Source organism: Flavobacterium sp. GSA192, from assembly GCF_006386525.1.
GTDB classification, from domain to species: Bacteria; Bacteroidota; Bacteroidia; order Flavobacteriales; family Flavobacteriaceae; genus Flavobacterium; species Flavobacterium commune.
Genome location: NZ_VAHC01000002.1, coordinates 26,254 through 46,276, shown reverse-complemented (window position 1 = coordinate 46,276; position 20,023 = coordinate 26,254). Strand labels below are relative to the sequence as shown.

Genomic DNA, 20,023 nt, shown 5'->3' with positions numbered 1-20,023 from the left:
TAAAAAGTAATAATTTTAAAGAAATTATAAAATCCCATTTCTATTCGGCAAATCATTAAATTTGCAGTTTATTATATGATATGTTAGAAAAAGAAGTAATAAATTTCGAAAAAACAGCCATTGTAGGCATTGTTACTCAAAACCAAAGTGAAGAAAAACTCAATGAATATCTTGATGAATTAGAGTTTTTAACCTTCACTGCAGGTGGTCAGGTGGTGAAACGTTTTTCGCAAAAAATGGACAAACCCAATCCTAAAACTTTTTTAGGTACAGGAAAAATAGACGAAATTCATCATTATGTAAAAGAAAACGGAATTTCGACTATTATATTCGATGACGAATTAACGCCTTCGCAGCAAAAAAATATTTCCAAAATTATTGATTGTAAAATTCTGGACAGAACCAATTTGATTCTGGATATTTTTGCCCAAAGAGCCGAAACCTCTTATGCAAGAACTCAGGTAGAACTGGCACAATGTATTTATTTGTTGCCACGTCTTTCGGGATTGTGGACACACCTTGAGCGTCAAAAAGGGGGAATTGGTATGCGTGGTCCCGGAGAAACAGAAATTGAGACCGACCGTCGTATTGTACGTGACCGTATTTCGTTACTGAAAGATAAAATCAAAGCAATCGATAAGCAAATGGGAACTCAGAGAAGCAATCGAGGAGCTATGGTTCGTGTTGCTTTAGTGGGTTATACCAATGTTGGTAAATCAACATTGATGAACGCCATTGGGAAAAGTGATGTTTTTGTCGAAAATAAATTATTTGCTACGTTGGATACAACGGTTCGAAAAGTCGTTATCAAAAATTTACCTTTCTTGCTTTCGGACACTGTAGGTTTTATTCGAAAATTACCAACACAATTGGTTGATTCGTTTAAAAGTACTTTGGATGAGGTGCGTGAAGCCGATTTATTGTTGCATGTAGTTGATATTTCGCATCCTGATTTTGAAGATCATATTGCTTCGGTAAACCAAATTTTATTAGACATTAAAGCGGGTGACAAACCCGTAATTATGGTCTTTAATAAAATTGATGCTTACAGGCATTTGACCATCGATGAAGATGATTTAATGACTGAAAAAACAACCAAGCATTACACACTTGAAGAGTGGAAATCTACCTGGATGAGTCGTGTAGGAGAGCAAAACGCCTTGTTTATTTCGGCTACCAATAAAGAGAATTTTGAAGAATTCAGAGAAAGAGTTTACGAAGCCGTACGACAGATTCACATTACCCGTTTTCCTTACAATAAGTTCTTGTATCCTGATTATAAAGAAGCAATTGATAAAGAAGAAAATGAATAATTTTTCTAAAAAAATACTGAATCCCTTTTGAGTTTTTCAAAAGGGATTTTTTTATGTTATATAATAGATTTCCAGTTCTTCAAAATTGTTTTTGAAATTGAAAATGCCATTGTATATTTGGCACGATTAAAAATGAATTATGAGAAAATTGTCCCAAGCTATTTTACTTTTTAGTCTGATTGTTTTGTCGTCTTGTAAATCCAGTAATTACAAATATTTTGCGCCAACAGTCAATCCTGTGCTTTTTCAGGATAAAGGCGAAGTGCATGTTTCGGGCGAAATTAGTTCTTCCGGTTTACTTGCTAAAAGTGCTGTTGCACTTACAAATCATTTCGGTATTATGGGAATGTATCATTCAGGAGGTTTAGGCAATTATCGTGCTCATGAAGGAGAAATTGCCGCAGGATATTTTACTAATAATGTATATGTGTCTGGTGGAATGGGATTTGGTTCTAATTTTGCTTACACAGACACTACTCATGTTGCTAAACGTTATGAAGGAAGTTTTCGGCGTCCTTTTGTGCAAATTAATGCAGGAGTTAGCGGACGCGAAATTATTGGCGGAATTAAAGGAGATGCTGTGTTTTGTTTAAAAAATAGTTATTTGTTTTACAATGGAAATCATTTAAATACAACCAGAGATCGTATTCATTCAGAATATTTTGTGATGGAACCGGGATTTTTGATGGGTTTAGGTTCAAGAGTTTTTCGATTCGATTTTCTGATGGGATTTCCTATTCATTTTACTAATACTCCGCTTTCTAAATATTCGAATGCCAGAACGTACCCTTTAAATATTGGTTTCGGAATTCGTTTTGTATTTGGAAGAAAAAAGAATTTAATCTAATAAGAAATCCCTTTTTGGCTTAAGTTAAAAAAGGGATTTTTCTATAATTTATTTTAGATTAAAAACCGTAATTAACGCCTAATCCAAATACTTCTCTAACCTGAACGCCTTTTATAGCGTTATCATCATAAATGGTTTGCAAAGCAATATTTGCAGAAAGGTATTTGTTAATTTTCATTACTACATTCATTTGGTAGTCGATATCAACATTTTGAGGATCTTCTAAATAATTAGAATATAAATTCAAACGATTTTCGATAGAAACATTCGTAAGAGCAACAAATTTATAATAAGCTGTGACACTGGCACCAAATTCAAAACGGGTATTGTCTCCTTGCAAAACACCAAAAGAAGGCCCAAGTTCTGTAAAATGTTTGTGAACCATAATTAATCTTCCAGCTGCAGGAGCAATATTTACACTTGCATTATTATCTTTTTTCCACAAGAATCCGGGACCAAACTGAAAATAAGCAGGAGAGAAAAAATGAGAAATTTTCACATTGTTTTTATCAAGACCGGTATCCATTTGAGATTTAAAGTTAAAATACATCGAATAGTACCAGTTTTTAGCTGCTGCTTTTTTACCCCAAAGCGAGTTTAATTCTAAACGGTCATCGGTTTTAGCAGTTAATTCATTTCCTTTTATTTTGCTCAATCCATAAGCAAGAATGAATTTGTTATCCCAAACTACATCTCCTTTTTTATAATTGAAATCATAGTTTAAACCAAAATTCCCGGCAATGTTTGAAGTTCCACCACCAAGCCATTGTCTATTATAAGCTGACTGACTTAACAATAAAGAGATATTACCTTTTTTAGTCCAAAGTTTTGTAGTGTCTTTGATGGTTTCTTGGGCTTTTATCGAAAAAACAGAAAATGTAAACACAAAGAGTAGAAGCAGTTTTTTCATATTTGAAGTAGTTTTTGAATAGTAAATATAAAAAAAATGCTACTGGAAAAGTAGCATTTGATTTAATAAATATAGCATTTAAGCTTTTTTAGGTGCTTTGTATAGCGGAACTGCTGAACAGGCTTCTCCATACATAATACTTCTGGCAAATGGCTGCAAATTGTGTGCTGCCAAAACATAAGCACGCATAGGCACAGGTTTCTTAGAACAACCTTTAATAATCACCGATTTATTTTCATAAGCCGTATAATCCAGTTTAGGAAGTAATTCTTCATATAATGCTGCATCCAAATCTTCAATGCTTCCATTGATGATTTTCTTGGCAAAAGGAGCTAATTGTATAGCAACTAAAATGGATGCCCAGGCCGGAACTATAGCATCGGTACTACAATAGATAGCGACATAATGATTCTGGTATTGCGACCAATCATGATTTTTTAGCTGTTCCCTAAAGTCTTTTTCTTTTAATAAAAAACCTTCGAGTAACCATTGCGAAATATCAATTTGCGAGCGAATACCCTTTGGATAGTAATCTTCTAAATCGAATACTTCCAAGGCGCTATTAGCTACTTTGTTAATTATCTCTTCCATTTTAAAAGTTTATAGTTTGTAGTTTATAGTTGAGGTTCTAAAACAGCCAACCATAAACCATAAACAAATTAACGGATTAAAGCATTCCTAGTTCCAGTTTAGCTTCTTCACTCATTAAATCTTTGCTCCAAGGCGGATCGAAAGTGATTTCTACTTCGGCACCTTTTACATGCTCAATTGATTTGATTTTTTCTTCAACTTCTCTCGGTAAACTCTCGGCTACCGGACAGTTTGGAGAAGTAAGCGTCATAAGGATTTTTACTTCGTAATCAGTGTTTACCATTACATCATAAATCAATCCCAGTTCGTAAATATCTACAGGAATTTCCGGATCGTAAATGGTTTTTAATTTTTTTACAATCGCTTCTCCTAATTCGTTTGTGTCTATTTCTTGTTCCATTTTATTTCGTTTTTTTGTTAAATTATATGACTTATTTTTTTAACATATAAGTCATATAAGTTTTTTGTTTTCTATTTTTAAGTTAAATATAAGTTCATATTAGCTTTTTGGCTTAGATGATTTATATGTTAAGTTTATTCTTCAAGTCTGCTGTAAAAATCATTCACCAATGTTTTTTGACCTTCATAGAAAATATTTTTTACATTAAAGTTAATCAGCAAACCAATTGGTGCGTTTAATAAGTTCATATAAGTTAGTAATTGTGCTTCATAAATCGGGTTGATTTCATTCACCGATTTTAATTCAACAACTAGCTTGTTTTCTATAAATAAATCACATCTGAGTTTAGATTCTAATTCATGTCCTTTGTACTTTAAAGGAATCAAAAGTTCTGAAGAATAATTAATTTTTCGTAATTCTAATTCTTTTTTAAAGCATTGGTGATATATACTTTCTAAAAGTCCTGGACCTAAACTTTTATGAACTTCAATAGCTGCGCCATTAACCTGATAAACTAAATCTTTGAGATAACTTTTTGTTACATTCATAATCTTAAAGAGTTTGCTTATATGACTTATATGTTTAAAAAACCTATCCTTTAGTATTGAATGCCAAAGCATACATTTTAATGTTTTTAATCATTGATACAAGGCCATTTGCTCTTGTAGGCGATAAATGTTCTTTTAATCCTATTTCGTCAATAAACCCCATATCGGCATCAATAATGTCTTTTGGTGTTTGATTTGAAAAAACACGGATTAATATAGCAATTATTCCTTTGGTTAGTATGGCGTCACTATCGGCAGTGAAGACTATTTTGTCTTCGTTTTGTTCTCCTTGTAACCAAACTTTAGATTGACAACCTTTGATTAAATTTTCATCAACTTTGAATTCTTCTTTGATTAAAGGAAGATTTTTTCCTAACTCGATGATGTATTCATATCGTTGCATCCAATCGTCAAACATCGAGAATTCGTCAACAATTTCTTCTTGTATATCTTTAATTTTCATTATTCTGTTTTGCAAATGAATTTATTTTAGTCACTATTTTTTTTATTTCAACAGGAGGAAATCCGTGATCAAAACTTTGTGATTCATAGTTTCTTCCTTTGTAATTTATTTTCAAATTAGCTATCGCTGCACCATCATAGAAACGTTTTTCAGTAGGCGATTTTAAATTTTTGATTTCTTCTAAATCAACTTTCTTAAAAAGAGTAATTAGCTCTTTCCAGTCAGCATCTGAGATTTTAGTTTGGATAGTTTTTTCTTTTCTGTCTTTTTTTATAATTGCAATATGATTTTCAATTACTATTTCCTGATGAAATCCTCTGGAGTTTGCGGTGTAAATTAACTGAGCTGCTTCCAATTTTTTTTGTGCATCTCCATCACAGCCTCTGCCTAGAAAAATGGTCAGGAATAATAACGATAGTAATTTCATATTTAATTTTTAAGATAACATCAATTGGGCTTTTTTAACAGCATCAACTAAGGTATCAATTTCTTCTTTGGTGTTGTAAAAAGAGAATGAAGCTCTTATGGTTCCTGGGATTCCGAAGAAATTCATAATGGGTTGCGCACAGTGGTGTCCTGTTCTTACTGCAATTCCTAGTTTATCAATAATACTACCAATATCATAAGGGTGAATCCCTTCTATGTTAAACGAAATTACCGAAGTTTTATTCTTAGATGTACCATAAATACGTAAGCCTTCAATTTCGGATAAACGTTCGGTCGCATAGGCTAATAACTCCAATTCCTGTTTTTGAATATTTTCAAAACCGACAGAATTCATATAATCAATTGCTGTTCCCAGAACAATTCCTCCTGCAATATGAGGTGTTCCTGCTTCAAATTTATGAGGCAATTCGGCATAGGTTGTTTTCTCGAAACTAACTTCCTTAATCATTTCGCCACCACCCTGATAAGGAGGTAATTTGTTTAACCAGGCTTCTTTTCCATACAAAATTCCCGTTCCTGTTGGTCCGCACATTTTATGTCCTGAAAAAGCATAAAAATCACAATCCAAAGCCTGAACATCGGGTTTTAAATGCGGTACTGATTGTGCTCCGTCAATCAGGATTGCAGCACCAACTTCGTGAGCTTTATCAATCATGTATTTGATTGGGTTGATAGTTCCCAAAGCGTTTGAAATATGATTTACTGCGACAATTTTAGTTTTCTCTGAAAGTAATTTGTCGTATTCAGTCATAACCAACTCTCCTTCTTCATTCATTGGAATGACTTTTAGAGTAGCTCCGGTTTTCTCGCACAACATTTGCCAAGGCACAATATTACTATGGTGCTCTAAATGGGAAACAATTACTTCGTCACCTGGTTTTAAAATTGAAGCAAAACCATTGGCAACCAAATTGATTCCAAAAGTAGTTCCTGAAGTAAAAAGTACTTCATGGGTGTGTTTAGCATTAATGTGGTTTTGAACTTTGCCACGGGCAATTTCGTAAGCATCAGTTGCTAATTGGCTTAGTGTGTGAACACCACGGTGAATATTAGCATTTATTTCCTGATAATATTTTGAAATGGCATCTATAACCACTTGAGGTTTTTGCGAAGTAGCTCCGTTGTCGAAATATACTAAAGGTTTTCCGTTTACTTTTTGATTAAGAATAGGAAAATCAGCTCTTATTTTTTGAATGTCTAGCATAACTATTTAGAAAAATTCTATTCTACAAAAGTACTAAAACTAAAATTGTTTTTTGCTTCAATTATTTGTTTTGATTGATTGTAGTATCAGTTTAACTTATTGAGTTAAAATTAATGGTTTTTTCCCTGTTTTTATATTTTTCCCGACTGATATTTAATCAGAAAGGGCACAAAGCTTATTTAACTTTGTGCCCTTAGCGTAAACCTTATTTAACTTTGCGGTTAAAACCTATAAATCAAATCCTAGTTTCACACCTAATTTATTGGCGATGATAGTAGTGATTCGTTTTTTTAATTCCGGTATTTTGATGTTTTCGATAACTGCGTTAGAGAAAGCATACATCAATAAAGCTTTGGCTTCTTTCTTAGGGATTCCGCGTTGTTGCATGTAGAACAAAGCGGTTTCGTCCAGTTGTCCTACGGTACAACCGTGAGAACATTTTACATCATCGGCAAAAATTTCCAATTGCGGTTTAGCGTTGATAGTCGCTTTATCGCTTAAAAGAATGTTGTTGCTTTTTTGGAACGCATTGGTTTTTTGAGCTTCTTTTTCTACATATACTTTTCCGTTGAAAACTCCTGTTGAGCGATCAGAGAAAATTCCTTTATAATCCTGGAAACTCTCACAATTAGGTTGTGCGTGATTTACCAAGGTATAATGGTCAACGTGTTGTTTTTCGCCAATAATGGTAATTCCGTTCAAAGTACTTGTCAATCTTTCACCATAATGGTAGAAATTCAAGTTGTTTCTTGTCAGGTTTCCACCAAAAGAAAAAGTATGAACATAAGCATGACTTTCCTTTTGTTGCGAAACATACGTATTGTCGATTAAGTTAGCTTCAAGGTCGTCATTTTGGATTTTGTAATAATCCACAATAGCACGTTTTTGAGCAAAGATTTCGGTAACTGAATTAGTTAGTACCGGATTCCCGCTTAAACTCTGATGACGCTCAATAATTTGTACATGAGAATTCTCACCTACAATTACTAAGTTTCTAGGCTGAACCATTAATGCTGATTCGTTTCCTGTTGAGAAATACATAATCTCAATAGGTTTATCGGCAACCTTGCTTTTAGGGATATTAATGTAAGCTCCTTCATTGGCGAAAGCCGTATTTAATGAAGTCAGACTATCGTCTTTGCTCGCAATTTTGTTAAAATAGTTGTCAATAACCATTTTGTATTTTGGTTTTGTCAATGCCGAAGACATTAAACAAACATCGATTCCATCGTGTGTTGTAGAAGATAGGTGAGAGCTGAAAATACCGTCAATAAAAACAACTTTATACGTATCGATTTCGTGGATAAAATATTTTTTTACCTGATTGAATTCAATAGCGCTATCTTTTTTAGGAAAAACGGTAAAGTCATTTTTTAGAATGGCATTTAGCGAAGTATATTTCCAAGCTTCTTCTTTTTTAGTTGGGAAGCCTTTTATCTCAAAGTTTTTTATTGCTGAAGTTCTAACATCATGCAGTTGTGAATGAACATCAACACGCTCTTCAAAAGCCATAAAAGACGATAGTAATTTTTCTTTTAATTCCATTTTTATAATGTTTATGGTTTATGGTTTTTTGTTTGTTGTTCTTGCCAGAACAACAAACTATAAACTATAAACAAATTTTAATTTTCTGCTTTAATCCAGTCGTATCCTTTTTCTTCTAGCTCATGTGCTAAATCAGCTCCGCCAGATTTTACAATTTTTCCATTGTATAATACGTGAACAAAGTCAGGAACGATATAGTCTAATAATCTTTGGTAGTGTGTAATTACGATGATAGCGTTTTTGTCGCTCTTCAATTTGTTTACTCCATTGGCAACAATTCTTAAAGCATCGATATCTAAACCAGAATCGGTTTCGTCAAGGATAGCCAATTTAGGTTCCAACATGGCCATTTGGAAAATCTCGTTACGTTTTTTCTCTCCACCAGAGAAGCCTTCGTTAAGAGAACGAGATAAAAATTTACGGTCGATTTCTAATAATTCTGATTTTTCACGAATTACTTTCAGCATTTCGTTTGCTGGCATTTCTTCCTGACCGTTAGCTTTACGAGTTTCGTTGATAGCCGTTTTCATGAAGTTGGTTACTGAAACACCTGGAATTTCAACTGGATATTGGAATGAAAGAAACACTCCTTTGTGTGCTCTTTCTTCAGGAGCTAATTCTGAAATATCTTCGTTTTCTAATAGGATTTCACCTTCGGTTACTTCATAATTTTCGTTTCCTGCAATAATTGCCGAAAGTGTACTTTTTCCGGCTCCATTTGGTCCCATTATTGCATGGATTTCTCCTGCTTTTACTTCTAAATCGATTCCTTTAAGAATTTCTTTATCACCTATTGAGGCGTGTAGATTTTTTATTGATAACATAAATGTTTTGTTTTGATATAAAGTCTTAAAAAGATTATCCTACTGATCCTTCTAATGAAATTTCTAATAATTTTTGTGCTTCTACGGCAAACTCCATCGGCAACTTGTTTAATACGTCTTTACTGAAACCGTTTACGATTAAGGCAATGGCTTTTTCTGTAGGTATTCCACGTTGGTTGCAATAGAAAACCTGGTCTTCACCAATTTTAGATGTGGTTGCTTCGTGTTCTATTTTAGCAGATGGGTTTTTACTTTCGATATAAGGGAAAGTATGTGCTCCACAATTGTTACCCATCAATAATGAGTCGCATTGAGAGAAGTTACGGGCGTTATCAGCTCTTGGGCTAATTTGCACCAATCCTCTATAACTGTTTTGCGATTTTCCGGCCGAAATACCTTTAGAAATAATGGTCGATTTAGTGTTTTTACCCAAATGAATCATCTTAGTTCCTGTATCGGCTTGTTGGAAATTATTAGTAACAGCAATCGAATAGAATTCACCTATTGAGTTGTCTCCTTTTAAAATAACAGAAGGGTATTTCCAGGTTATCGCAGATCCTGTTTCAACCTGTGTCCAGGAAATTTTAGCGTTAGTTTCGCAAAATCCTCTTTTGGTCACAAAATTGAAAACTCCACCTTTACCTTCTTTATTTCCAGGATACCAGTTTTGCACGGTAGAATATTTAATTTCGGCATCGTCCAAGGCAATTAATTCTACCACAGCAGCGTGTAATTGATTTTCATCACGGGTTGGAGCTGTACATCCTTCTAAGTAAGAAACATAGCTTCCTTCGTCAGCAATTAACAGTGTTCTTTCAAATTGTCCTGTTCCCGCCTGATTGATACGGAAATAGGTAGAAAGTTCCATTGGACATTTTACGCCTTTTGGAATATAACAGAAAGAACCATCTGAGAAAACAGCCGAATTCAACGCAGCATAAAAGTTGTCTCTTTGCGGAACAACAGTTCCTAAATATTTACGAACTAATTCAGGATGTTCTTTGATGGCTTCAGAAATACTCATAAAGATTATTCCTTTTTCGCCTAATGTTTTCTTGAATGTTGTAGCTACCGAAACCGAGTCAACTACGATATCCATGGCTACATTATTCAATTTTTTTTGCTCATCAATAGAGATACCCAGCTTTTTGTACATCTCCAGTAATTCTGGATCTACATCATCTAGAGTTTTGTTCGGGTCTGCTTTTTTTGGAGCTGAGTAATAAGATATAGCTTGAAAGTCCGGTTTTTGATATTTAACGTTTGCCCATTCTGGCTCAATCATCTCCTCCCATGCTCTGAAAGCTTCGATTCGCCAATCGGTCATCCATTGTGGTTCGTCTTTTTTCTGTGAGATGGCACGAACAATGTCTTCATTTAACCCAATAGGAAACGTCTCCGATTCTAATTCGGTGTAAAATCCGTATTCGTATTCTTTGTTTTCGAGTTCGATTTTTAAATCGTCTTCTGTATATTTACTCATTTTTTTTATTTAAAGATTGGAAAATTTAAAGATTAAAAAGTCCTTAAATAGTTTTTAAATTCTAAAAGATTTAAAGAGAAAAACTTTCTCCGCATCCACAAGTTCTGGTAGCATTTGGGTTGTTGAAAACAAATCCTTTTCCGTTTAATCCGCCTGAAAACTCAAGAATAGTTCCAGCCAGATATAAGAAAGATTTTTTTTCTACAGCAATAGTTATATCATTGTCTATGAAAATCTTATCATCTTCACCTTTGTTTTTGTCGAACTTTAAATCATAGGATAAGCCCGAGCATCCGCCGCTTTTAACACCTACTCTTACATAATCTGTGGCGGCATCAAAACCATCTTCTGTCATCAAGTCGATGATTTTCTTTTTGGCAGTATCAGAAACCTTTATCATTGTGTGTTGATTTTGTCTAAATTAACTGCAAAGATAAGGCATAAAAACCGTATTCTACAACAGATAACATTTTTATAACTAATAAGGAAATAGATAATAGTTATTTTTTTCGTTTAGTAAAAAAAATAGTATATTTTTATAATCTATTTTTTAATCAGAAAAACAATAAATAGTTATGGAAGAATCTTTAGAAAAAAGAGTGGAATACTCGTTAAATTACAATGGTAAAGGGAGTGATTTCTTTGGAATTATAATGGTAAATTGGTTGTTAACCGTAATAACTTTAGGGTTTTATTATCCTTGGGCAAAAGCCAAACAACTGCAATATATTTATAATTCAACTTCTCTCAATGAGGATTCATTTGCTTTTCATGGTACAGGAAAAGAAATGTTTAAGGGGTTTTTAAAAGCAATTTTGATATTTTCGATATTGTATGGAGTGCTTATTTTTTGTGTTCTTCAACAAATGCCGGGAACAGGAGTGTTAATATTTTATATAGGTTTAGTAGCTATTTTACCTATCGCAATTCACGGTTCGTATCGTTATAGAATGTCCCGTAGTTCATGGAGAGGTATTCGTTTTGGGTATAGAGGAGACAGAAAAGAATTTACATTGTTATTTTTTAAATGGATTTTCTTTACTATTATAACCTTAGGAGTTTATGGGCCATGGATGGCTATGAATATGCGAAACTATTTATTGGGAAATGTTCGTTTTGGCGATGTTGAATTTCAATATGATGGCGATGGCGGAGAGTATTTTGCACTTAACATTAAAGGTTATTTATTAACGATTGTTACTTTGGGTGTTTATTCTTTTTGGTGGCAAAAAGAGTTGTTTGAATACTATGTAAATAATTTAAGTTTAAAAAGAGGCGATGCTAAAATTTATCTTAATTCTAAAGCAACAGCGGGTGGATTTTTCCAATTGATTGTAACTAATATTTTGTTGTTAGTCTTTACTTTAGGCTTAGGTTACGCCTGGGTAGCAACCCGAACTATAAAATTTATTCTTGAAAATATTGAAGCCGAAGGAAATATTAATTTAGATGCCTTAACGCAAACTGAAGAAAATTATAAAGATGCTACTGGCGAAGATTTAAGCGATTTCCTGAATCTGGATACCATAATGTAATGTTATGAACAATACAACAACTGCTGTTTTTTATGACGGAAATTCGTCTGTTCCACAACAGATAGTATTGTCATTAAACAGTTTTAACAGAACCTTAGAATTTCAATTAGCCAATGGTTCAACTTGCAAATGGCTTATTCAGGAAGTAACTTTTGATAAGCGAGCGACAGGATTGCATTTAGAACACGGATTGGATGTTTTACAGCATATCAAAATCAAAGATGCCCATTTTATTGATTTAATTCAAAATTTTAGAAAAGTAAATGGACATATTGGCTGGTATCAAAAATTGATTGATTTAGGATTTGCTACCCATTTTGGGATAGCTGTGGTTATTATGGCGCTTATTGGTTTGTGTTATGTGTATATTATTCCCTGGGCGGCAGAACAATCGGTGAGTTTAATTCCTGAAGAGTATGATAACGAATTAGGTGCTTCGGCCTGGGCAGGAAATCAATATTTTATGGATGTTGATTCTGAGAAAACAAAATTACTGAATGATTTTGCAAAGGAATTGAAACTTCAAAACACCAAAAAGCTCAAATTTACGGTTGTAAACTCAAATGAAATTAATGCTTTTGCCTTACCCGATGGAAGTATTGTAGTTTTTACTGGTATTCTTAAAGAAATGAAAAATTACGATGAACTCGTGGGCTTATTAGGTCATGAAGCTTCTCATGTGAATAACCGTCATTCAATGAAAATGCTTTGTCGCAGTTTATCAGGTTATTTGTTTATTTCGGTAATTTTAGGAGATGCTAACGGAATTATGGCAACCATAGGCGACAATGTAAACAGTTTGCAATCCTTATCTTTTTCAAGAGAATTTGAACATCAGGCCGATGCAGATGGTTTTAAAATATTGTTGGAAAACAAAGTCAATCCTAAGGGAATGTCTAATTTATTCAAGCGATTACAACAACAATCGTATGCCATTCCGGAATTTTTGAGTTCGCATCCGGTGACCGAAAACCGAATAGATTTTATTGATAAAATGATTAAAGACAAAAAATTTCAAACAGTAGCGCATCCGCAACTAGAACGTTTGTTTGTTCAATTAAAGCAATAAAACGATTAACTTACTTTTGTTATAAAAAAGCATACTAATTCAACAATGAAACTACAATTATTTAGTAGTTTTATTGTTGAATTTTTATTTTACACTGCATGAATCTTTATCCCATAGAAACAGGAAATTTTAAATTAGACGGAGGCGCTATGTTTGGCGTAGTTCCTAAAACTATTTGGAACAAAACCAATCCTGCCGATGCCAATAATTTAATTGATATTGCTGCCCGTTGTTTATTAATCGAAGACGGAAATCGTTTGATTTTGATTGATACCGGAATAGGGAATAAGCAATCGGAGAAGTTTTTTGGGTATTATTCACTTTGGGGAACGCATTCTATGGATCAATCGTTGGCGCAATTTGGTTTCCATCGCGATGATATTACCGATGTGTTTTTGACCCATCTGCATTTTGATCATTGTGGAGGTGCTGTCCAATGGAATAAAGATAAAACAGGTTACGAACCCGCTTTTAAAAACGCTAAATTTTGGACAAACGAAAATCATTGGAAATGGGCAACCGAACCCAATTCCCGTGAAAAAGCGTCTTTTCTGTCCGAAAATATTTTGCCAATGCAGCAAAGTGGTCAGCTCAATTTCATCAAAAGAAATGAAACCGATTTTTTGGAAAAATCCGAATTGGATTTTGGAATTTTCTTTGTCGATGGACATACCGAAAAACAGATGATTCCGCATATTCAATACAAGGGAAAAACCATCGTTTTTTGTGCCGATTTATTACCAACAGCAGGGCATATTCCTATTCCGTATGTGATGGGATATGATACCCGACCACTTTTGACAATGGATGAAAAAACGAAATTCATGAATGCCGCCGCTGATAATAATTACTATTTGTTTATGGAACATGATGCCCATAATCCAATAATCACTGTGCAACATACCGAAAAAGGAGTGCGAATCAGTGAAGTTTTTTCTTGTGAGGATATTTTAAAAAGTAATATTTTATAGTAACTGCATCAAAATAAATTATTCAATTTTTGTACTATCGACCGGAGGAGTAACCGTTTCAGTGGGATTTGGAATTATTGATTTTTGCTCAGTAACCTTTACAGCTTCCTGAATGATTCCGGGACTTGGTTTAATGGTTTTTTTAATTGCCACGGCATCATTAAGTACAAATGGGGTTGGCATCATCCAGTCGGCTCTTTTGCGGATATTGAATAATGGATTTTGCATTAAATCAAAGGAACTTTCCAGTAGTTTCATGTCAAATACAGTAGCTGCATTGATGTTAAATTCCAAAAGTAGCGGTTCATTATCGACTACATAATAGCTGAGTAATTTTTTTCCTTCTCTTTTGAATATTTTTCCGTTTTGTTGTAAATGCGAAACACCATTTGTCTTGATATTGTAAATATCCATTTTTTCATTGGCAAAAATATCGTAACGATTGACTTTTCGATTAGGCGAAATACGAATTTTTAAATAGCGTAGATTATCAGCAATACTATCGGTTAAAAATTCGATGGTAGGATGGGGAATCCTTTGTAATGGTGCCTGAGCTGCAAAGGTAAATTGCGAATCGTATTTGCTGAAAAGCGGAATATCACTGATGCCTTTGGGAGTTTTTGGGTCTTCGCCCAAATAGTTTTTGGTCCAGGAATCCAGATTTTTATCATAAGTTAACCATTGCGCTTGGCTGGTATCGGCATCATAAAGATAAACCAGACTGTTGGATTTTGCTTTTCCTTTTTCGTAATCAGCATTGGAATGTGCTTTGGCAAAAAAGCCAATGGAAGCCAGTAAGAAAAGGATAGACCAGGTTCCCTTTTGGACATAATTGCCTAAAGTAGGCAAGAGTAATCCAAAGGATAAGACAGTTAAAATAGCACTACCAAACAGTATTTTAAGTCCTAATCCTATTGGGAACATTTGGATAAAAGGAGCAATAATCAATAAGGCAGGAATACTAAAAATGAGGTTGAAAACAGGACTGTATTTTTGCGTGAGAATATAAAAACCAAACATAAAAATGCCAAAATAAACCGGAATAATTAAAAATCCTGCTCCTTGTAAACTAAAAGCAATGCCGGTATTGATAAGTAGCCAAATGAATAATGGTGCTACAAAATGATTGGCTGTGATTTTATTGGGAGTAAAGAAGTGATAAAACGCAAAACTGATGGCAATACTCAATAAGACAAAAGCGGCAATGTAAGCGTGTCCGTTGTAAGTGAAGCCATTTAGTAAATCATTGTATTGCGGATAGATTTGTAATAATGCCTTCCAGCCTAGAAATGTAATTAATGCTGCTGAAAACAGCGAACCCAATAACGGAACAAATCCCTGAAGTATTTTTTGGATGGTTAGAATTCTTTTGGCAATTCCTAAGAAAATAAAGAAAAAGAAAAGACCAAAAGCGATGATTAGCATTGGAATTACCCAGCTAAAAGGATAACTGATAAAACTAAAAGGAATCGAAAAATAAACATAATCTTCAACGGATTTAGTGGTATTCAAATTAGAATTAGAGAAATGATTCAGTAAAGGCATCAGGTAAGAACCTTGATGAGTTAGCGAATTGGGGTCTAAATGATTGTAGTCGTCCTGGGCGGTGTGGTAGTTGTAATGTCCATCGATAAAAGCAAAATTAAATCCCTGAATATTGCTTTGTTCTCTGAAAATAGTCAAATCAGTATCGTTAGGCAGCATTTTGTATATGCTGTACATTAGCGAATTGGATACCGGAAAAGTAGGATTTGCAGCAGCGAAATTTTGAACCATTCCGGCATTTCCATTGTTGGTTTCCATTAGCATATAACTCGGTCCGGAGCTTCCGCGTGCTTCAAAGTTAAGTACTAAACCCACGTCTTTTGCCCATTGGTGTTGGGTTGCAAAAAGTGCAGCACCGTTGAGTCCTAATTCTTCGGCATCGGTAAACAGAATAATGATGTCGTTTTGATGTGGTGTTTTATTGTGTAAAAAAGTACGAACTCCCTCCAGTATGGTTGCAATTCCGGCAGCATCGTCACTCGCGCCGGGTGATGCCGAATGTGGAGCACTGTCATAATGCGACAATAATAGCAAAGCTTTAGTGTTTTTACTTCCTTCAATCCGGGCGATTATGTTTTTGGATTTTACTAAATTTCCCCAATCGGTTAGGGTAAATCCTTGCTGAATACTTGGTTTTAAGCCTAATTTAGTCAGTTCGGTTTGCAGATAATTGGCAACCTGATTGTGATTTTCTGAGCCTACATAGTGGGGTTTTTGGCTAATATTTTTTACATGAGTTAAGGCTCTTTTGGTCGAAAATTCCGTTAGTGCTTCTTCGTTAGTAAAAGTCCATCGGGGCATTATACTGAGATAAATAAAGCTGAGAACAGCTATAAAAAAAAGGGTATAGATTATCGAGGTTAGGTCTTTTTTCATTTTAAGTAGGTTTGGGGTAGGGCAACTAATTGTCTTTTTTTACAAGAATATATAAATCATTTTCTAATAACATATAACCTTGATCATACAGAAAATAGTATGTGTTTCCTGTTTTAGTTTTTAAAATATTGGTAAAAAAATCAAAATCGAAACCTTTACTTAATAATTTGCTTTTGGTGGTTTTTGATTTTCCATCGGTGTTCAGCTCGCTAAGAATGCGGTAATTCTTGCGCAATTTATTGTTGATGTTGCGCATGAAGTTGTTACTGTCCTTGTTCATTTTGTTGTTGTAGGCATTGCGACAGCCATCGCTGCAAAACTTCTTGTCTTCGCGACCTATAATTTTTTCGCCACATTCTAAACAGTTCTTTACCATAATTTTTTAAAATTGTCCCTTGTAAAACAAGGCTTGTTCAATATGTGCTAAATGATGATTACAATGCCAGGCATACACGCCAATAACTTCTTCTAAACATGAGGTTTTATGGGTTGCCGGATGGATAAATTGTCTTTTTAATTCTTTTTCGCTAAATGATTTTAATAGCAAAACCCATCGGGCATGTACTCCTTTGATTATTTGAAGGGAAGCCGTTAAGTCATCAGAAACGCCATCAATGAGTTCTGCCCATCGATCCTCTTCATACGGTTTAATGATTGGTTTTTCTTCAGTTAATGCCAATTTAAAACGGACAAAACTATTGATATGACTATCGGCACAATGGTGTACTACTTGTTTTATTTTCCAGCCGTTGGGTCTATAAATCCAATTTAATTCGTTTACCGAAAGGTTTTTGGTCAGTTCATTTATTTTGGAAGGAAAATTTTCAATAGTTTCAATCCATGTATCTAAGTAATCTGGGGTTATAGAATTAGGTTTTTGAAATTCTCCTATTGGAAATCGTAAGCTTTCTATATCATGCAATTGATGCTCCATATTTAATTTTTTAGTTTTTTAATTCGATATAAATCATGACGACGGTCTTTTAAGATTTTTACACTTCCGTGTTCATGTAATTCTTTTAAAAGATCTAAATCGACATCTACAATTAGCGTCATTTCGGTATTTGGTGTTGTTTCGGCTTTGATTCCATTGCTTGGGAAAGCAAAATCGGCGGGTGTAAATACAGCGGTTTGTGCATATTGAATGTCCATGTTGTTTACTTTTGGCAAGTTGCCTACACAGCCTGCAATGGCCACATAACATTCGTTTTCTATGGCTCTGGCCTGGGCACAATGTTTTACCCGAGTGTAGCCGTTTTGAGTATCGGTCAGGAAAGGAACAAAGAGAATGTTCATGCCTTCATCGGCCATTAATCGGGAAAGTTCGGGGAATTCCACATCATAACAAATCATAATTCCTATTTTTCCGCAATCGGTGTCAAAAGTCTGAATGGTATTTCCGCCTGTTATTCCCCAGTGAAAAACCTCGTTTGGGGTAATGTGGATTTTGGTGTAGGTTTCATAAGTACCGTCTCTTTTGCATAAAAAACCACTATTATAGAGGACTCCGTCAACTAAATTAGGCATGCTTCCGCTAATAATATTGATATTATATGAAATGGCTAATTCCTGAAAACGTTTCCTTATAGGTTCGGCGTATTTAGCCAGTTCCCGAATGGCATCGGCTTCAGACAAATGATTGTAATCGGCCATTAAAGGCGCAATAAACAATTCGGGGAAAACAGCAAAATCGCTGCCATAACCCGAAACAGCATCAATAAAAAATTCAGATTGTTCAAACAACGCTTCCAGATTTTTCAAAGGACGCATCTGCCATTGAATCAACCCCAATCGGATGACTGTTTTTTCGGTATTAATAATTGTAGGACTTTCAATGTAATAGATGTTATTCCATTCTAATAAAACAGCAAATTCTTTAGATTTTCTATCGCCTTCCAGATAGTTTTTCATCACCCGCATTACGTGAAAATCATTACTTAATTGAAAAGACAGTACGGGATCATGAATCTCTTTTCTTTTTACTTTGTCAATATAAGTTTTGGGATTGATTTCATGTGCATAGTTGGCGTAATTCGGAATTCTGCCTGCAAATACAATGGATTTTAGATTTAGTTGTTCGCAAATTTCTTTTCGGGCATCGTACAAACGGCGTCCTAAACGTAATCCACGGTATTTTGGTACTACAAAAACATCAATACCATACAAAATCTCACCTTTGGCAGTATGGGTAGAAAAGGTATAGTTGCCTGTAATTTTAGCATAATCGTGGTTTTGATCCACTAAATCTTCGTGTACAATAAGGGATAATGCGGCACCAACTACAATGTCATCAACTAAAATAACCAGCTGACCTTCGGGAAATATTTTGAGTAATTTTTTAATATCGGCTTCTCTCCAATAATCGTCAACCATTTCCGGATAAGATTCAATCATCGAATTTTTCAATTCTTTGTAGTCTTGAATTTTCAGATTTCGTAGTTCGACTTTGTTGATTTCTGCTTGCATAAAAGAATTGATTTGCTGAAAGATACGAAAAAAAAGTATCCGTTTACAAACGTTTACAAATATTTATAACCGAAAGTAAATAGATACTAACCGAATAAATGTTTGCCCTGGTTGCAACTTTGTATCGTCGAAAAGCAATAAAAGCAATGACAATTTTAAATCAAATTTATTCATTAACAATTAAATTTTATACGCCATGAATGCATTAAGAAACAAAGTACAGTTGATAGGTCATTTAGGAAATGAACCTGAAATCAAAAATTTTGACGGAGGTAAAAAGTTAGCCAATTTTACATTGGCAACTAACGAAATTTACAAAAACGATAAAGGAGAAAAAGTTGAGGAGACCCAATGGCATCGATTAATTGCCTGGGGAAAAACTGCCGAAATTATCGAAAAATACGTTACTAAAGGACGAGAAATTGCCATAGAAGGCAAATTGACTCATCGTACTTATGAAGATAAAAACGGCGAAAAACGTTATGTGACCGAAGTGGTGGTTTCTGATTTACTCTTATTAGGAAAACCATAAGCTGAGATTTGACTAGTTGTTTTTTATGTAAAAAAACAAAAGCCGAGAGTTAAAAAAAATTCCGCAAAGTTGAATGGCTTTGCGGAATTGTATTTTATAGAATAATGTATTTTAAACAGCTTTTTATTGGTTCGGATTTTTATTTAAAACCAGGGTTTTCGTCCTAATTGGTATGTTCTGTAAAATTCATCCTCTGATTTGGTCAAATAGATAATTCCTTCTATAAGTCCTAAAAGACCGGTTAATGCTCCAAAACTGATTAGACTTAGAAAAAGCCAGATGACTCCTTCTTTAGTGTAACCCAACAGAAATTTATGAATTCCCAAAGGCCCCAGAATAATAGCTAATAAACCTGCAGCCAGCCTTTTATTATCTTCTTCAAAAGGTTGTGGTTGATTCCAGTGTTCGTGTTTTGAATTTTCCATAATCATAGTATTTTGCTGATTATCAATCA

The 20,023-nt window shown here is 34.2% G+C and carries 22 protein-coding genes; 6 read left to right on the top strand and 16 right to left on the bottom strand.

The window, feature by feature from the left end; all coding sequences use genetic code 11:
• Positions 1 to 80: 80 nt before the first annotated feature.
• Together hflX and FDM27_RS04320 are read left to right on the top strand one after the other, a co-directional pair.
• Positions 81 to 1,313, top strand: coding sequence for a GTPase HflX (gene hflX / locus FDM27_RS04325; RefSeq protein WP_140485336.1), 1,233 nt, complete (start codon positions 81 to 83; stop codon positions 1,311 to 1,313).
• A gap of 139 nt (positions 1,314 to 1,452) precedes the next feature.
• Complete coding sequence (locus FDM27_RS04320) at positions 1,453 to 2,160, top strand: hypothetical protein (protein ID WP_140485335.1); 708 nt, start codon at positions 1,453 to 1,455, stop codon at positions 2,158 to 2,160.
• Between the two features lie 58 nt (positions 2,161 to 2,218).
• On the opposite strand, the gene FDM27_RS04315 is transcribed toward FDM27_RS04320, so the two are convergent.
• The 11 genes from FDM27_RS04315 to FDM27_RS04265 form a co-directional block, all read right to left on the bottom strand.
• The gene (locus FDM27_RS04315) at positions 2,219 to 3,070 is read right to left on the bottom strand and encodes a DUF3078 domain-containing protein (protein WP_140485334.1); all 852 of its coding nucleotides are present in this window, start codon (positions 3,068 to 3,070) and stop codon (positions 2,219 to 2,221) included.
• A gap of 78 nt (positions 3,071 to 3,148) precedes the next feature.
• On the bottom strand, positions 3,149 to 3,661 hold the full coding sequence (locus FDM27_RS04310; protein WP_140485333.1) for a DUF2480 family protein: 513 nt from the start codon (positions 3,659 to 3,661) through the stop codon (positions 3,149 to 3,151).
• Between the two features lie 76 nt (positions 3,662 to 3,737).
• A complete protein-coding gene (locus tag FDM27_RS04305; RefSeq protein ID WP_071184273.1) occupies positions 3,738 to 4,061 on the bottom strand; it encodes an SUF system Fe-S cluster assembly protein in 324 nt (107 codons plus the stop codon).
• Between the two features lie 134 nt (positions 4,062 to 4,195).
• The gene (locus tag FDM27_RS04300; RefSeq protein WP_140485332.1) at positions 4,196 to 4,609 is read right to left on the bottom strand and encodes a GxxExxY protein; all 414 of its coding nucleotides are present in this window, start codon (positions 4,607 to 4,609) and stop codon (positions 4,196 to 4,198) included.
• A 43-nt stretch (positions 4,610 to 4,652) separates the two neighbouring features.
• Positions 4,653 to 5,072: a SufE family protein gene (locus tag FDM27_RS04295; RefSeq protein WP_071184272.1), complete on the bottom strand. Its 420-nt coding sequence runs from the start codon at positions 5,070 to 5,072 to the stop codon at positions 4,653 to 4,655.
• Positions 5,062 to 5,499, bottom strand: coding sequence for a hypothetical protein (locus FDM27_RS04290; RefSeq protein ID WP_140485331.1), 438 nt, complete (start codon positions 5,497 to 5,499; stop codon positions 5,062 to 5,064). Before FDM27_RS04290 ends, FDM27_RS04295 begins: the two co-directional genes overlap by 11 nt.
• Positions 5,500 to 5,508: 9 nt before the next feature.
• Entirely contained in the window at positions 5,509 to 6,723 is a 1,215-nt protein-coding gene (locus FDM27_RS04285) for an aminotransferase class V-fold PLP-dependent enzyme (protein WP_140485330.1), read from the bottom strand.
• A gap of 228 nt (positions 6,724 to 6,951) precedes the next feature.
• Complete coding sequence (gene sufD / locus FDM27_RS04280; protein ID WP_071184269.1) at positions 6,952 to 8,268, bottom strand: Fe-S cluster assembly protein SufD; 1,317 nt, start codon at positions 8,266 to 8,268, stop codon at positions 6,952 to 6,954.
• Between the two features lie 77 nt (positions 8,269 to 8,345).
• Positions 8,346 to 9,092 (bottom strand): Fe-S cluster assembly ATPase SufC, encoded by a 747-nt coding sequence (gene sufC, locus FDM27_RS04275; RefSeq protein ID WP_071184268.1) that lies wholly within the window; start codon positions 9,090 to 9,092, stop codon positions 8,346 to 8,348.
• A 34-nt stretch (positions 9,093 to 9,126) separates the two neighbouring features.
• On the bottom strand, positions 9,127 to 10,575 hold the full coding sequence (gene sufB / locus FDM27_RS04270; protein ID WP_071184267.1) for a Fe-S cluster assembly protein SufB: 1,449 nt from the start codon (positions 10,573 to 10,575) through the stop codon (positions 9,127 to 9,129).
• Between the two features lie 70 nt (positions 10,576 to 10,645).
• A complete protein-coding gene (locus FDM27_RS04265) occupies positions 10,646 to 10,975 on the bottom strand; it encodes a HesB/IscA family protein (RefSeq protein ID WP_071184266.1) in 330 nt (109 codons plus the stop codon).
• Positions 10,976 to 11,150: 175 nt separating this feature from the next.
• On the opposite strand from FDM27_RS04265, the gene FDM27_RS04260 reads away from it, so the two are divergent.
• The 3 genes from FDM27_RS04260 to FDM27_RS04250 all read left to right on the top strand — a co-directional run bounded on the left by FDM27_RS04260 (position 11,151) and on the right by FDM27_RS04250 (position 14,150).
• The gene (locus FDM27_RS04260; RefSeq protein WP_071184265.1) at positions 11,151 to 12,110 is read left to right on the top strand and encodes a YjgN family protein; all 960 of its coding nucleotides are present in this window, start codon (positions 11,151 to 11,153) and stop codon (positions 12,108 to 12,110) included.
• Between the two features lie 4 nt (positions 12,111 to 12,114).
• Entirely contained in the window at positions 12,115 to 13,179 is a 1,065-nt protein-coding gene (locus FDM27_RS04255; protein WP_140485329.1) for a M48 family metallopeptidase, read from the top strand.
• A 98-nt stretch (positions 13,180 to 13,277) separates the two neighbouring features.
• The gene (locus FDM27_RS04250; protein WP_140485328.1) at positions 13,278 to 14,150 is read left to right on the top strand and encodes an MBL fold metallo-hydrolase; all 873 of its coding nucleotides are present in this window, start codon (positions 13,278 to 13,280) and stop codon (positions 14,148 to 14,150) included.
• Between the two features lie 18 nt (positions 14,151 to 14,168).
• On the opposite strand, the gene FDM27_RS04245 is transcribed toward FDM27_RS04250, so the two are convergent.
• From FDM27_RS04245 to FDM27_RS04230, 4 genes are read right to left on the bottom strand one after another with little or no spacing between them, the layout of a single operon-like run.
• A complete protein-coding gene (locus FDM27_RS04245; RefSeq protein WP_140485327.1) occupies positions 14,169 to 16,571 on the bottom strand; it encodes a M20/M25/M40 family metallo-hydrolase in 2,403 nt (800 codons plus the stop codon).
• A gap of 25 nt (positions 16,572 to 16,596) precedes the next feature.
• A complete protein-coding gene (locus FDM27_RS04240) occupies positions 16,597 to 16,947 on the bottom strand; it encodes a hypothetical protein (protein ID WP_071184262.1) in 351 nt (116 codons plus the stop codon).
• A gap of 6 nt (positions 16,948 to 16,953) precedes the next feature.
• Complete coding sequence (locus FDM27_RS04235; protein ID WP_071184261.1) at positions 16,954 to 17,505, bottom strand: YfiT family bacillithiol transferase; 552 nt, start codon at positions 17,503 to 17,505, stop codon at positions 16,954 to 16,956.
• A gap of 2 nt (positions 17,506 to 17,507) precedes the next feature.
• Positions 17,508 to 19,037, bottom strand: a complete 1,530-nt coding sequence (locus tag FDM27_RS04230) for a carbon-nitrogen hydrolase family protein (RefSeq protein WP_071184260.1) — start codon at positions 19,035 to 19,037, stop codon at positions 17,508 to 17,510.
• Positions 19,038 to 19,233: 196 nt separating this feature from the next.
• On the opposite strand from FDM27_RS04230, the gene FDM27_RS04225 reads away from it, so the two are divergent.
• Positions 19,234 to 19,569, top strand: a complete 336-nt coding sequence (locus tag FDM27_RS04225; RefSeq protein ID WP_071184259.1) for a single-stranded DNA-binding protein — start codon at positions 19,234 to 19,236, stop codon at positions 19,567 to 19,569.
• A 143-nt stretch (positions 19,570 to 19,712) separates the two neighbouring features.
• Here the strand turns inward: FDM27_RS04225 and FDM27_RS04220 are convergent, their stop codons facing one another.
• Positions 19,713 to 19,994: a TM2 domain-containing protein gene (locus FDM27_RS04220; RefSeq protein WP_071186174.1), complete on the bottom strand. Its 282-nt coding sequence runs from the start codon at positions 19,992 to 19,994 to the stop codon at positions 19,713 to 19,715.
• Between the last annotated feature and the right edge of the window lie 29 nt (positions 19,995 to 20,023).

Bases quoted from the DNA above. Each gene is read 5' to 3' on its own strand.
- FDM27_RS04315 (WP_140485334.1), bottom strand. From the start codon at position 3,070: ATGAAAAAACTGCTTCTACTCTTTGTGTTTACATTTTCTGTTTTTTCG.
- sufC (WP_071184268.1), bottom strand. From the start codon at position 9,092: ATGTTATCAATAAAAAATCTACACGCCTCAATAGGTGATAAAGAAATT.
- FDM27_RS04260 (WP_071184265.1), top strand. From the start codon at position 11,151: ATGGAAGAATCTTTAGAAAAAAGAGTGGAATACTCGTTAAATTACAAT.
- FDM27_RS04245 (WP_140485327.1), bottom strand. From the start codon at position 16,571: ATGAAAAAAGACCTAACCTCGATAATCTATACCCTTTTTTTTATAGCT.
- FDM27_RS04290 (WP_140485331.1), bottom strand. From the start codon at position 5,499: ATGAAATTACTATCGTTATTATTCCTGACCATTTTTCTAGGCAGAGGC.
- FDM27_RS04225 (WP_071184259.1), top strand. From the start codon at position 19,234: ATGAATGCATTAAGAAACAAAGTACAGTTGATAGGTCATTTAGGAAAT.
- sufD (WP_071184269.1), bottom strand. From the start codon at position 8,268: ATGGAATTAAAAGAAAAATTACTATCGTCTTTTATGGCTTTTGAAGAG.
- FDM27_RS04255 (WP_140485329.1), top strand. From the start codon at position 12,115: ATGAACAATACAACAACTGCTGTTTTTTATGACGGAAATTCGTCTGTT.
- FDM27_RS04230 (WP_071184260.1), bottom strand. From the start codon at position 19,037: ATGCAAGCAGAAATCAACAAAGTCGAACTACGAAATCTGAAAATTCAA.
- FDM27_RS04240 (WP_071184262.1), bottom strand. From the start codon at position 16,947: ATGGTAAAGAACTGTTTAGAATGTGGCGAAAAAATTATAGGTCGCGAA.
- FDM27_RS04265 (WP_071184266.1), bottom strand. From the start codon at position 10,975: ATGATAAAGGTTTCTGATACTGCCAAAAAGAAAATCATCGACTTGATG.
- FDM27_RS04300 (WP_140485332.1), bottom strand. From the start codon at position 4,609: ATGAATGTAACAAAAAGTTATCTCAAAGATTTAGTTTATCAGGTTAAT.
- FDM27_RS04250 (WP_140485328.1), top strand. From the start codon at position 13,278: ATGAATCTTTATCCCATAGAAACAGGAAATTTTAAATTAGACGGAGGC.
- FDM27_RS04320 (WP_140485335.1), top strand. From the start codon at position 1,453: ATGAGAAAATTGTCCCAAGCTATTTTACTTTTTAGTCTGATTGTTTTG.
- FDM27_RS04310 (WP_140485333.1), bottom strand. From the start codon at position 3,661: ATGGAAGAGATAATTAACAAAGTAGCTAATAGCGCCTTGGAAGTATTC.
- FDM27_RS04285 (WP_140485330.1), bottom strand. From the start codon at position 6,723: ATGCTAGACATTCAAAAAATAAGAGCTGATTTTCCTATTCTTAATCAA.
- FDM27_RS04305 (WP_071184273.1), bottom strand. From the start codon at position 4,061: ATGGAACAAGAAATAGACACAAACGAATTAGGAGAAGCGATTGTAAAA.
- FDM27_RS04295 (WP_071184272.1), bottom strand. From the start codon at position 5,072: ATGAAAATTAAAGATATACAAGAAGAAATTGTTGACGAATTCTCGATG.
- hflX (WP_140485336.1), top strand. From the start codon at position 81: ATGTTAGAAAAAGAAGTAATAAATTTCGAAAAAACAGCCATTGTAGGC.
- FDM27_RS04220 (WP_071186174.1), bottom strand. From the start codon at position 19,994: ATGGAAAATTCAAAACACGAACACTGGAATCAACCACAACCTTTTGAA.
- sufB (WP_071184267.1), bottom strand. From the start codon at position 10,575: ATGAGTAAATATACAGAAGACGATTTAAAAATCGAACTCGAAAACAAA.
- FDM27_RS04235 (WP_071184261.1), bottom strand. From the start codon at position 17,505: ATGGAGCATCAATTGCATGATATAGAAAGCTTACGATTTCCAATAGGA.